This is a genomic window from Streptomyces aurantiacus JA 4570 (assembly GCF_000414115.1).
GTDB lineage: Bacteria > Actinomycetota > Actinomycetes > Streptomycetales > Streptomycetaceae > Streptomyces > Streptomyces aurantiacus_A.
Genome location: NZ_AOPZ01000507.1, coordinates 1 through 11,927 on the forward strand (window position 1 = coordinate 1; position 11,927 = coordinate 11,927).

An 11,927-nucleotide genomic window follows, 5' to 3' on the forward strand; every position below is an offset into this window, starting at 1 on the left:
TGCCGCTCGACGGGGGCGCACAGCGCGCCGGGGACGGCGACGAGCGCGGCCGCGGCGGGCGGCAGCAGGAAGATCCCGGCGAGCAGCACGGGGAAGAAGGTGCGGGCGGCGACGTCGCGGCGCACGGCGCGCTCGCCCCCGGCGTACAGGGCGGCGAGCAGCGCGAGCACCGACCAGCGGGTGTCGGGGCGGAGCGCGGGCGCGACGCAGGCGGCGCCGCCGAGGGCGGCGCACAGGACGTACCCCCGGGCCCGTGCGGGCACCGAGCGCCATGAAGAAATGGCCACCACCTCCCCGATTCAGGTCCGGAGACTAGAACGGGGTTCGGGCACGGCACGGCTCGCAGCCGCGAATTAGCACCTTCGAGTGAGAAACGGCAGAAGAAACAAGAGAAACGGTCAGACTTCGCGCGCTGCCGTGCCGTCCACCGGCGCCGCCGTCAGGTCGTGGTCGGGCACGGCCTCGCCGGAGCGGATCAGGTCGATCCGGCCCATCACCTTGGCGCGCAGGTCACCGGGCACGTCGTCGTGGCCGCAGCAGCGCTTCACCAGCTTTTTGACCGCCTGCTCGAGGCCGTACTTCTCCAGGCACGGGGAGCACTCCTCGAAGTGCGTCCTGAACTTGTTGCAGTCGCTGTCCGGCATCTCGTTGTCCAGGAACTCATAGAGATGGTCCAGGACTTCACTGCAATCAGTCTCGTGCGGCTCTCCGCAGCTCATGAGCCCGAGCCTTTCGCTTCGTTCGTGGACTCTCCGGCACCGGCCGGGACCAGGCCGCGGTCGCGCGCGTAGTCCTCGAGCATGCCGCGGAGTTGGCGGCGGCCGCGGTGAAGACGGGACATCACCGTACCGATGGGTGTACCCATGATGTCGGCGATCTCCTTGTACGCAAAGCCCTCTACGTCCGCGAGATAGACGGCGATGCGGAATTCCTCCGGGATCGCCTGCAGCGCGTTCTTCACGTCGGAGTCCGGCAGGTGGTCGAGCGCCTGCGACTCGGCCGAGCGCAGTCCGGTGGACATGTGCGACTCGGCGCGCGCGAGCTGCCAGTCCTCGATCTCCTCGGCGGCGCTGCGCTGGGGCTCGCGCTGCTTCTTGCGGTACGAGTTGATGAACGTGTTCGTGAGGATGCGGTACAGCCACGCCTTGAGGTTGGTGCCCTCGCGGAACTGGTGGAACGACGCGTACGCCTTGGCGTAGGTCTCCTGCACCAGGTCCTCGGCGTCCGCCGGGTTGCGCGTCATGCGCAGCGCCGCGGAGTACATCTGGTCGAGAAACGTCAGCGCGTCCCGCTCGAAGCGGGCCGTACGCTGCGCGGCCGTCTCTTCGGACCCCTCGGGCTGCCCGGACTGCTCGGCCTGGCCGTGCTCGGTCCCTGCGTCGGTCCCAGCGACCGGACCCACCTCCTCCGACAACGACGTGGTGGAACCGATGCCGACTCCACTCGAATCGGAGGATAGACGACGACCCGCACCGCGCGCCGCCCGAATAGGGGCGGCCTTGGGCGCGCTCAGCACGGTCCACTCCAGGTCAGAGGCGCTGGAGCGGTTCGGGCAGATGGTCGAACCCATGCGGCGGACTCCCTCTTGTACGAACAGCGTGTGTGGTCTGTACGGGACAACAGCCGTCACCGGATCAGCATTCCCGTCCAGGTGACGACGGCGTCCGTGACGCGTTTCACGGCTTCGTCCTGTGAGATGTCCGCCTTCTTCGGTACGGCCAAGCCGTGATCGGCGAACGGGATCTCGACGAGTTCGTACGCATTTCCCTTCGGGAATTCCGCGGGCTTGCCGAAGGGGTCGTTGCCGCCCTGCACGACGAGGGTGGGCACGCCCGCGCCCAGGAGTTCGTCCGCCCGTGACTTCTCCGGCTTGCCGGGCGGGTGCAGCGGGAAGCTGAGCGCGAGCACGGCGGCGGCGCCCAGCTCGGACGCGGTGCGGCAGGCGACCCGGGCCCCGGCGCTGCGGCCGCCCGCGATCACCGGGAGGCCGGGCTTCGTGAGCGCGGGCCACAGGCCGCGCCAGCCGACGTCGAGGGTCTTGGGCGCGGGCGCCACCTTCTTGCCCGCCACGCGCCAGGGCTGCTCGACGAGGGCGACACTCACGCCGTGCGCGGGCAGCGCGGCGGCGAGGGCCTGGAGGTCCCTGGCCTCGATCCCGCCGCCGGCACCGTGGCCGGCGGCGAGGACGAGCCGGGCGTTCTTGGCCGCGTACCAGGTGATCCGCGCCACACCGGCGGCCGTCTCGACGGTCTCGCTCTTGCTCTTGGCCTTGGCCACGACAGAAGACTTGCTGTTGGTCACGTCAGAAGAGTGTGCCCTCTTCCGGACCCTCCAGTTCCTTCAGCAGCTCCGGCCCGTTGTTGCGTACGTTGCTCACGGCCGTGGACACGGGGTAGGCGCGCATGAGCCCGGCCGGGGGCGGCTCCAGGAGGGACCGCAGGTCGTCCACGTCCGTGCGGGCGGGGTCGAGCCAGGCGTCCCAGCGGTCGGGCGTCAGCATCAGCGGCATGCGCGGGTGGATGTCCGCGAGGGCCTTCGGGCCTTCCTCGGGGGCGGCGGCCAGCGGGGTCGTCTCCGCCTCCGTGGTGATCACGGAGCACGTCACCCACCAGGCGAGGGGGTGCTCGTCGGGCAGCGTCTTGTCCCGCCAGAACTCGTAGAGCCCGGCCATGGCGAACACCGAGCCGTCGGCCGGCGTCACGAAGTACGGCTGCTTGCGGGGCCGCTTCTTCTTGCCCTCGACCTCCAGGTCCCGCTCGGCCTGCCCGGTCACCCACTCGTAATAGCCGTCGGCGGGGATGACGCAGCGCCGGGCGGCGAAGGCCCGGCGGTACGAGGGCTTCTCGTGCACCGTCTCGGCGCGCGCGTTGATCATCCGCGCGCCGCCCTCGGGCGTCTTCGCCCAGGACGGCACGAGCCCCCACTTCAGCTTGCGCAGCTGGCGAACCGGACGGCGCTCTTCGGCGTCTTTAAGGGGGCGGTCGAGGACGGCGTAGACCTCTTTCGTGGGAGCGACGTTGTAGTCGGGCTCCAGGGCCTCTTCCGGCTCCCACTTCTCGATCTCGAAGATGCCCGCGAGATCCTCTGGTCCACGACTCGATGCATACCGTCCGCACATACGTGCAACACTGCCACGCCGCGGCCTACGACAGGGAGCCAACGAAGCAATGCACACGACCGCTTCCGCCAGCCTGGGCGACCTCTGGGACCGCCTCACGGGTACGCAGCCCGCGCCCGAGCAGTGGCTGGTGATCGCCGCCGGGGTCGTCGCGCTCGCGGTCGTCGTCCCGCACGGCGTCTGGCGCGTCGCCCGCAACGCCGTCACCATCGCCCACGAGGGCGGCCACGGTCTGGTGGCCCTGCTCACCGGGCGCCGTCTGGACGGCATCCGGCTGCACTCCGACACCAGCGGCCTGACCGTCAGCCGCGGCAAGCCCACCGGCCTCGGCATGATCCTCACCGCCGCCGCGGGCTACACCGCGCCCCCGCTGCTCGGCCTCGGCGGCGCCGCGCTGCTCGGCGAGGGCCGCATCACGGCGCTGCTGTGGATCGCCACCGCCCTGCTCATCGCGATGCTGGTGATGATCCGCAACGCCTACGGCGCGCTCACCGTGATCATCGCGGGCGGGGTGTTCCTGGGCGTCTCCTGGCTCGCGAACACCGACGTGCAGGCGGCCTTCGCGTACGCCGTGGTGTGGTTCCTGCTGCTCGGTGGCGTACGTCCCGCGTTCGAGCTGCAGGCCAAGCGCAGGCACGGCGGAGCCGGGGACTCCGACGCGGACCAGTTGTCGCGGCTGACGCATGTTCCGGCCGGGATGTGGCTGTTCCTGTTCCACGCCGTTTCGCTGTGCGCGCTGATAGGCGGCGGCCGCTGGCTGCTCGCGACGTAGTCCGGGGCGTACCAGTTCTCTGTTTCGCCTGAGTTTCGCCACATTTGATCAAGATCTGCGGTCGGTGCCAGCCACTAAAGTGTGAGCATGACCGTGAACCCGACACACACCGCCCTCTGGCCAGCCCCGCACGCGAGCGGAGCCGTCGCCGCGACGGTCCACGTACCGGGCTCGAAGTCGGTCACCAACCGTGCCCTCGTGCTCGCGGCGCTCGCCCACGAGCCGGGCTGGCTGCGCCGCCCGCTGCGCTCGCGCGACACTCTTCTGATGGCGGCCGCGCTGCGCGCCATGGGCGTCGGCATCGAGGAGACCGTGTCGTCGAGCTCCGCCGTCGCGGGCGGCCAGGACGGCTCCGGCGAGGCATGGCGCGTGATCCCGTCCGGTCTGCGGGGCCCCGCCACGGTCGACGTCGGCAACGCGGGCACGGTCATGCGCTTCCTGCCGCCGGTCGCCGCGCTGGCCGACGGCCCCATCCGCTTCGACGGCGACCCCCGTTCGTACGAACGACCGCTGCACGGCGTGATCGACGCGCTGCGCGCCCTCGGCGCCCGCATCGACGACAGCTCGCTCGGGAACGCCGGCGCGCTGCCCCTGACCGTGCACGGCGGCGGCGCCCTGGACGGCGGTCAGGTCGAGATCGACGCCTCCTCGTCGTCCCAGTTCGTGAGCGCGCTGCTGCTTTCGGGCCCGCGCTTCAACCAGGGCGTGGAGGTACGTCACGTGGGCAGCGCCCTGCCCTCCATGCCGCACATCCGCATGACCGTCGACATGCTGCGCGCCGCCGGCGCCCAGGTCGACACCCCCGAGGCTGGCGGCGAGCCGAACGTCTGGCGGGTCACGCCCGGCGCCCTGCTCGGCCGCGACCTGACCGTCGAGCCGGACCTGTCCAACGCCCAGCCGTTCCTCGCGGCGGCCCTGATCACCGGCGGCCGCGTCACCATCCCCGACTGGCCCGCGCGCACCACCCAGCCCGGCGACGCGCTGCGCCAGATCTTCACCGAGATGGGCGGTTCCTGCGAGCTGACCGAGCAGGGCCTGACCTTCACCGGCTCCGGCTCGGTGCACGGCATCGACGTCGACCTCGGCGAGGTCGGCGAGCTCACCCCGGGCATCGCCGCCGTCGCGGCCCTCGCCGACTCGCCCTCCACCCTGCGCGGCGTCGCCCACCTGCGGCTGCACGAGACGGACCGGCTCGCCGCGCTCACCAAGGAGATCAACGAGCTGGGCGGCGACGTCACCGAGACCGCCGACGGCCTGCACATCCGCCCGCGCCCGCTGCACGGCGGCGTCTTCCACACGTACGACGACCACCGCATGGCCACCGCGGGCGCGATCATCGGCCTCGCCGTGCCCGGCGTGCGGATCGAGAACGTCGCCACGACCGCCAAGACCCTGCCCGACTTCCCCGAACTGTGGGCCGGGATGCTCGGGAACTGACGGGCGATCACGATCATGCGCCGCTACGGCAAGAACCCGGACGAGGACGACATCCGCGTCCGCCCCAACCGCAAGGGCAACCGCCCGCGCACGCACATCCGCCCCAAGCACGAGGACGCCGCCGAGGGCATGGTCCTCACCGTCGACCGCGGCCGGCTGACCTGCCTGGTCGAGGACCGCGTCATCACGGCGATGAAGGCCCGTGAGCTGGGCCGCAAGGCCGCCGTCGTCGGCGACCGCGTCGCCATCGTCGGCGATCTGACCGGCAAGAAGGACACCCTCGCGCGCATCGTGCGCATCGAGGGGCGCACCTCGGTGCTCCGCCGCACCGCCGACGACGACGATCCGTACGAGCGCGTGGTCGTCGCCAACGCCGACCAGCTCGCCGTCGTCACCGCCCTCGCCGACCCCGAGCCGCGCCCCCGCATGATCGACCGCTGTCTGGTCGCGGCGTACGACGGCGGGCTCACCCCGCTGCTCGTCCTGACCAAGTCGGACCTGGCCCCGCCGGACAAAATCCTCGAACTGTACGGCGACTTGGACATCCCCTACGTCGTCACCAGCCGCGAAGAGCTGGCCGACGGCGACGCGGCCGACCGCGTGCGCGCCCAACTCGCCGGGAAGATCACGGCGTTCGTCGGCCACTCCGGCGTCGGCAAGACGACCCTGGTGAACGCCCTGGTCCCGCCGGAGCGGCGGCGCAGCACCGGCCATGTGAACGCGGTGACCGGCCGCGGCCGGCACACCACCACCTCCGCGCTCGCGCTGCCGCTGCCCGACGACGAGGGCTGGGTGGTCGACACCCCGGGCGTGCGCTCCTTCGGGCTGCACCACGTCGACCCGTCCCGCGTCATCCACGCCTTCCCGGACCTGGAGCCCGGCACCGAGAACTGCCCGCGCGCGTGCAGCCACGACGAGCCGGACTGCGCGCTCGACGCGTGGGTGGCCGAGGGGCACGCGGATCCGGCGCGGCTGTATTCGCTGCGGCGGCTCCTGTCGACGCGGGAACGGCGCGAGGGCGACTGACCCCCGTCAACTCCGCGTTGTTTACGCCCCCGCCGCGCCGGTAAGTGCATAATCGCACCAAGATTGAATCAAGCTTTGGTGAAGCGGTCACGGAACGTACGGACGTGGGAGGCACAACCATGGCGTGGCTGCTGGTCATCGTCGCCGGAATCCTCGAGACGGGCTTCGCGGTCTGCCTGAAGTTGTCCCACGGGTTCACCCGGCTCTGGCCGACCATCGCGTTCGCCTCGTTCGCGCTCGGCAGTTTCGGTCTGCTGACGCTGGCGCTGAAGAAGCTGGACGTGGGGCCCGCGTACGCGGTGTGGACCGGCATCGGCGCGGCGGGCACGGCGATCTACGGCATGATCTTCCTCGGTGACCTGGTGTCCACGCTGAAGATCGTCTCGATCTCGCTGGTGATCGTCGGCGTCATCGGCCTCCAGCTTTCGGGGTCGGCCCACTGACACCCGGGCTCGGCCACTGAGGCGGACGGGCGTCTCAGTGCCTCAACGCCCCGCCGCCCCCGCGATCACCCGCCGCACCAGCCGTGCCGGGTCCTCCTCCCGCCCCGCCGGGGCCACCACGTACGACAGCGCGACGCGCACCGCGCTCTCGCAGGCCCGCGCCAGGTCCTCCGTCTCGGACGGGCGGCCCCGCTCCACCAGGGCGGCCATCGCGCGGTCCCTGACCTGGGTGAGGAGTTCGGCGGGCGTGGGCACGCCCGCGTCCGCGCGGCGCTGGGCGGGGACCGGGGAGCTGGACACGGCCGCCCGGCTCGGCGCGGGCAGCCGCTCGGTCCAGAAGCCGGTGAGTACCGCACGCACCAGCACGTTGTCGCGGGCGGCGCCGATCGTCCACGCGCTCACCGCGGCGAGCCGGTCGACGGGGTCGCGGGCCTGCGCGAGCGCCCGCTCGACACCGCGCAGATACGTGTCCGTCTCGCGCCGGAGCAGCGCCCGCGCGAGGCCGTCCTTGCTGCCGAACTCGTTGTAGAGCGTCTGCCGGGACACTCCGGCGACGGCCGCCACGTCGACCATCCGCACCCCGGCCCACGGCCGCCTGGCCAGCGCGGTGTAGGCCGCGTCGAGCAGTGACTCCCGCGCTGCAGGCATCGTCGCCTCCCGCTGCCCAGGGCCCGGTCGGCCCGTGCGGTCATGTTCGTCAGAGTTGACGCGCCCACGGGCACTGTCAAGGGTTCCGGCGGGCGCCGCCCGATACGCGTTGTGGCCCGTGCGAAACGAGATCGATACTGTTCACCCATGCCCGACTACCACGATGATCTGCGCCTGGCCCACGTCCTCGCGGACGCCGCCGACGCCGCGACCATGGACCGGTTCAAGGCCCTCGATCTCAAGGTCGAGACCAAGCCGGACATGACGCCGGTGAGCGAGGCCGACAAGGCCGCCGAGGAGCTCATCCGCGGCCATCTCCAGCGGGCACGGCCGCGCGACGCGATCCTCGGCGAGGAGTACGGCATCGAGGGCACGGGCCCGCGCCGCTGGGTCATCGACCCCATCGACGGCACCAAGAACTACGTACGCGGCGTGCCCGTCTGGGCCACGCTGATCTCCCTCATGGAGGCGGGTGACGGCGGCTATCAGCCGGTCGTCGGGGTCGTATCCGCGCCCGCGCTCGGCCGCCGCTGGTGGGCCGCCAAGGGCGGCGGGGCGTACACGGGCCGCAGTCTGACGTCCGCGACGCGGCTGCACGTCTCGAAGGTCTCGCGCCTGCAGGACGCCTCGTTCTCGTACTCCTCGCTGAGCGGCTGGGAGGACCAGCAGCGCCTCGACGGGTTCCTCGACCTCACCCGCGCGTGCTGGCGCACCCGCGCCTACGGCGACTTCTGGCCGTACATGATGGTCGCCGAGGGCTCGGTCGACATCTGCGCGGAGCCGGAGCTCTCGCTGTGGGACATGGCGGCGACCGCGATCGTCGTGACGGAGGCGGGCGGCAGCTTCACCGGCCTCGACGGCACCCCGGGCCCGCATAGCGGCAACGCGGCGGCCTCGAACGGCCTGCTCCACGGCGAACTGCTCGGTTACCTGAACCAGCGCTACTGAGGTGAAGCAGCACTTCCGGCGCTTTCGGCGCTTCCGGCGCGCGGCGAACTGACCGCGTACGCCCCCTTGTTGACGCCCCGCGGGCCTGCGACTCTGAGAGTCCCCCCACTTGTGAACTTGTGAACCCGTTCTCTAACCGGCGCCTGGGACCCCCTGCCTCCGCAATGAAGCGGAGGCAATCCTTCGGCATCGGGCGGACCACGGATTCACCAAGGAGGTGGCTTCAGCCCATGCTCGTCCGCGACGCCATGAGCACTGTGGTCCTCACCATCGGCCCCGCCCACACCCTCCGTCAGGCGGCCCGCCTCATGGCGGCCCGCCGTGTCGGCGCGGCGGCCCGCCGTGTCGGCGCGGCCGTCGTCCTCGACCCCGACACCTACGGCCTCGGCATCCTGACCGAGCGCGACGTCCTCAACTCCCTCGGCCTCGGCCAGGACCCGGACCACGAGACCGCGGGTACGCACACGACGACGGACGTCGTCTTCGCGGCGCCGACCTGGACCCTGGAGGACGCCGCGGACGCGATGTCGCACGGCGGCTTCCGGCACCTCATCGTGCTCGAGGGCGACGAGCCGGCCGGCATCGTCTCCGTACGCGACATCATCCGCTGCTGGGCACCGGTGCGCCGACAGGCGGCGACGATGGCCTGAGCAGCGCGGACGGGCCGGACCCCCGAGGGGATCCGGCCCGTCACCCACGGCAAGGGGCTGGGGTTCTAGCCGCGCAGGGCCTGGACCGCGGCCTCCAGTCGCTTGCCGAAGTCGCCGTCCGCCTGGCGGAAGTTGTCGATGGCGCGCTCGGCGATGTCGTCACGGGAGACGCCCGCGATGTTGCCCGCGAGGTTCTCGATCAGACGCGCCTTCTCGTCCTCGGACATCAGGCGGTAGAGGTTGCCCGCCTGCACGAAGTCGTTGTCCTCGGGGTGGTTCGGAGCCGCGTGGTTGCCGGTGCCGCCGGTGACCGCGGCCGGGGCCCACAGCGGCCGGTCCGTCTGGAACGGGCCGCCGAAGGAGTTCGGCTCGTAGTTCTTCGCGCCCTTGTGGCGGCCGTCGTACATCACGCCGTCGCGGCCGTGGGAGCGTGCCTCCGTGGCGCGCGGGCGGTTCACCGGGAGGTGGTCGGCGTTGATGCCGACGCGATACCGGTGGGCGTCTCCGTACGCGAACAGGCGGCCCTGGAGCATCTTGTCCGGGGACGGGCCGATGCCCGGCACGAAGTGCGCGGGGCTGAAGATAGCCTGCTCGACCTCCGCGAAGATGTTCTCCGGGTTGCGGTTGAGCTCCAGCTTGCCGATCTCGATCGGCGGGTAGTCCTCGTGCGGCCACACCTTGGTGAGGTCGAAGGGGTTGAAGCGGTACTCCGCCGCCTCGGCCGCCGGCATGATCTGCACCTGCACGGTCCAGGACGGGAACTCGCCGCGCTCGATGGCCTCGCGCAGGTCGCGCTGGTGGGAGTCGGGGTCCTTGCCCGCGAGCAGCTCCGCCTCCTGCGCGGTCAGGTTCTTGATCCCCTGGTCGGTCTTGAAGTGGTACTTGACCCAGAAGACCTCGCCCGCCTCGTTGTTCCACTGGAACGTGTGCGAGCCGAAGCCGTCCATGTGCCGGTACGACGCCGGGATGCCGCGGTCGCCGAACAGCCACGTCACCTGGTGCGTGCTCTCGGGGCTCAGCCCCCAGAAGTCCCATACGTTGTCGGCCTCCTGGGAGCCCGTGTACGGGTCGCGCTTCTGGGTGTGGATGAAGTCCGGGAACTTGATGGCGTCCTTGATGAAGAACACCGGGGTGTTGTTCCCGACGAGGTCGTAGTTGCCCTCCTCGGTGTAGAACTTCAGCGAGAAGCCGCGCGGGTCGCGGACCGCGTCGGCCGCGCCGAGGTTGCCGGCCACCGTGGAGAAGCGGAGGAACGTCTCCGTCTGCTTGCCGACCTCGGAGAGGAACTTGGCCCGCGTGTACTTGGTGACGTCGGCGGTCACCGTGAACGTGCCGTAGGCGCCGGCGCCGCGCGCGTGCACGATGCGCTCCGGGATGCGCTCCCGGTTGAAGTGCGCGAGCTTCTCCAGGAGCAGCTGGTCCTGGATCAGCATGGGACCGCCGACGCCCGCGGTCTCACTGTTCTGGTTGTCCGCGACCGGCGCGCCGGCCTCCGTGGTGAGCGGTCCCTGCGTCACGTGCGCCTCCTGCGTCATTTCCTGCAAGTCCTGTCCCTTGGCGTATGCCGAATCCCTTGGCGTATGCCGAACTCGATCCTACGATAGACTTTGTCTAAGTCAAGTAAGCATCCAAAGTCACACCCGTTCGGGACCTAGGTCCCTCGCCTGTTAGGCTGGCTTCATGAGTGACCTGTTGGAACGACTGCGCGGACGCGGCTGGCGCATGACCGCGCAGCGGCGCGTCGTGGCCGAGGTCCTCGACGGAGAGCACGTGCATCTGACGGCGGACGAGGTCCACGCCCGCGCCGTCACGAAGCTGCCGGAGATCTCCCGGGCGACCGTCTACAACACCCTGGGCGAGCTGGTCACGCTCGGCGAGGTGCTCGAGGTCTCGACGGACCGCAGAGCCAAGCGGTACGACCCGAACGCGCACCGGCCGCACCAGCACCTGGTCTGCGCCCGCTGCGGCGCCATCCGCGACGTGCACCCGACCGGCAATCCGCTGTCCGCGCTCCCCGACTCCGAGCGCTTCGGCTTCACGATCTCGGACGTGGAGGTCACGTATCGGGGGCTGTGCCCGAACTGCTCCGCGAGCGCGTAGCGACGCTCTGACGCTTTGTACGGATGAAGGGCCCGGCACTGTGAGGTGCCGGGCCCTTCATCCGTTCCGCCGGCGGACTGTCGGCGGGGCGGGTTGGCCGGAGAGGCGGGTTGGCCGCATACGACTGAGGGCCGGATCCTCATGGATCCGGCCCTCAATCTTTTCAGTAGCGGGGACAGGATTTGAACCTGCGACCTCTGGGTTATGAGCCCAGCGAGCTACCGAGCTGCTCCACCCCGCGCCGGCGAGTCCGAGCTGCTCCACCCCGCGCCGTTGTGTTCGTAACAGTACGCCAAGCCCACGACCAGCGCAAATCGCTTCAACGGCCTAGGCCGTCAGCTCCTGCCGCAGCGCCTCGCGCAGCCGGGCGGCTCGCTCGGCCACCTCCGCGGGACCGAGCTCGACGGCCCGCGACGCCCACCGCTGCCCCTCCGCCAGCTGCCCCCGCCGCGCGTAGAGCAGCGCGAGCCGCAGCGCGGCCCGCCCGTGTCCCGCGTCGGCGGCCCGGGTCCACCACAGCGCGGCCTCGGGCTCGCTGCCCTCCCGGGCGAGGAGCAGCCCCAGGTTGAACGCCCCGTTCCGGCTCCCGGCCTCCGCCGCGAGCCCCGCCGCGAGCCGGTACCAGCGCGCGGCCTCGACCACGTCCCCGCGCCCCGCGGCGAGCATGCCGACGCGGACCTGGGCGCGCCGGTGCCCCTGCTCGGCGGCGCGCTCGTACCACTCCTCGCACTCCGTCTTCTGCGCCGCGGGCTCGCCGAGCGCGGGCGGCCCGGCGGGCGGCCGCC

Annotated in this window: 13 protein-coding genes, 1 tRNA gene and 2 pseudogenes; 7 read left to right on the top strand and 9 right to left on the bottom strand. The window is 71.2% G+C overall.

From position 1 onward, the window contains the following. The 5 genes and pseudogenes from STRAU_RS36380 to STRAU_RS36400 all read right to left on the bottom strand — a co-directional run. A pseudogene (locus STRAU_RS36380) lies at window positions 1–287 on the bottom strand (HD-GYP domain-containing protein); the annotation flags it as partial. 111 nt (window positions 288–398) lie between these two features. Beyond that, window positions 399–719, bottom strand: a complete 321-nt coding sequence (rsrA, locus tag STRAU_RS36385) for a mycothiol system anti-sigma-R factor (RefSeq protein WP_016645393.1) — start codon at window positions 717–719, stop codon at window positions 399–401. Next, window positions 716–1,402 carry a sigma-70 family RNA polymerase sigma factor gene (locus tag STRAU_RS36390; RefSeq protein ID WP_037664293.1) on the bottom strand — a complete coding sequence of 229 codons (687 nt, stop codon included), beginning with the start codon at window positions 1,400–1,402 and terminating at the stop codon, window positions 716–718. The genes rsrA and STRAU_RS36390 overlap by 4 nt, the downstream gene beginning before the upstream one ends. Window positions 1,403–1,626: 224 nt before the next feature. Further along, window positions 1,627–2,301 carry an alpha/beta hydrolase family protein gene (locus tag STRAU_RS36395; protein WP_016645395.1) on the bottom strand — a complete coding sequence of 225 codons (675 nt, stop codon included), beginning with the start codon at window positions 2,299–2,301 and terminating at the stop codon, window positions 1,627–1,629. Between the two features lies 1 nt (window position 2,302). Next, a complete protein-coding gene (locus STRAU_RS36400) occupies window positions 2,303–3,118 on the bottom strand; it encodes an SOS response-associated peptidase (protein ID WP_016645396.1) in 816 nt (271 codons plus the stop codon). Window positions 3,119–3,167: 49 nt separating this feature from the next. On the opposite strand from STRAU_RS36400, the gene STRAU_RS36405 reads away from it, so the two are divergent. From STRAU_RS36405 to STRAU_RS36420, 4 genes are all read left to right on the top strand, one after another. Then, window positions 3,168–3,890 carry a M50 family metallopeptidase gene (locus STRAU_RS36405; RefSeq protein WP_016645397.1) on the top strand — a complete coding sequence of 241 codons (723 nt, stop codon included), beginning with the start codon at window positions 3,168–3,170 and terminating at the stop codon, window positions 3,888–3,890. Window positions 3,891–3,977: 87 nt separating this feature from the next. After that, window positions 3,978–5,327, top strand: a complete 1,350-nt coding sequence (gene aroA / locus STRAU_RS36410; RefSeq protein WP_016645398.1) for a 3-phosphoshikimate 1-carboxyvinyltransferase — start codon at window positions 3,978–3,980, stop codon at window positions 5,325–5,327. A gap of 15 nt (window positions 5,328–5,342) precedes the next feature. Further along, a complete protein-coding gene (gene rsgA, locus STRAU_RS36415) occupies window positions 5,343–6,353 on the top strand; it encodes a ribosome small subunit-dependent GTPase A (protein WP_016645399.1) in 1,011 nt (336 codons plus the stop codon). Between the two features lie 119 nt (window positions 6,354–6,472). Next, complete coding sequence (locus STRAU_RS36420) at window positions 6,473–6,796, top strand: DMT family transporter (RefSeq protein ID WP_016645400.1); 324 nt, start codon at window positions 6,473–6,475, stop codon at window positions 6,794–6,796. A 42-nt stretch (window positions 6,797–6,838) separates the two neighbouring features. On the opposite strand, the gene STRAU_RS36425 is transcribed toward STRAU_RS36420, so the two are convergent. Continuing rightward, window positions 6,839–7,444, bottom strand: coding sequence for a TetR/AcrR family transcriptional regulator (locus tag STRAU_RS36425; protein WP_016645401.1), 606 nt, complete (start codon window positions 7,442–7,444; stop codon window positions 6,839–6,841). A 147-nt stretch (window positions 7,445–7,591) separates the two neighbouring features. Between STRAU_RS36425 and hisN the strand changes: the two genes are divergently transcribed. Then, window positions 7,592–8,392 (top strand): histidinol-phosphatase, encoded by an 801-nt coding sequence (gene hisN / locus STRAU_RS36430; protein ID WP_016645402.1) that lies wholly within the window; start codon window positions 7,592–7,594, stop codon window positions 8,390–8,392. Window positions 8,393–8,622: 230 nt separating this feature from the next. Next, window positions 8,623–9,042, top strand: a complete 420-nt coding sequence (locus STRAU_RS36435) for a CBS domain-containing protein (RefSeq protein WP_016645403.1) — start codon at window positions 8,623–8,625, stop codon at window positions 9,040–9,042. Window positions 9,043–9,107: 65 nt separating this feature from the next. Here the strand turns inward: STRAU_RS36435 and STRAU_RS36440 are convergent, their stop codons facing one another. Then, window positions 9,108–10,559: a catalase gene (locus STRAU_RS36440; protein WP_213083760.1), complete on the bottom strand. Its 1,452-nt coding sequence runs from the start codon at window positions 10,557–10,559 to the stop codon at window positions 9,108–9,110. 163 nt (window positions 10,560–10,722) lie between these two features. Between STRAU_RS36440 and STRAU_RS36445 the strand changes: the two genes are divergently transcribed. After that, on the top strand, window positions 10,723–11,142 hold the full coding sequence (locus STRAU_RS36445) for a Fur family transcriptional regulator (protein WP_016645405.1): 420 nt from the start codon (window positions 10,723–10,725) through the stop codon (window positions 11,140–11,142). 167 nt (window positions 11,143–11,309) lie between these two features. On the opposite strand, the gene STRAU_RS36450 is transcribed toward STRAU_RS36445, so the two are convergent. Both STRAU_RS36450 and STRAU_RS36455 read right to left on the bottom strand, forming a co-directional pair. Then, a tRNA-Met gene (locus STRAU_RS36450) sits at window positions 11,310–11,383 on the bottom strand. An 86-nt stretch (window positions 11,384–11,469) separates the two neighbouring features. Next, window positions 11,470–11,927: pseudogene (locus STRAU_RS36455) on the bottom strand (sel1 repeat family protein); the annotation flags it as partial.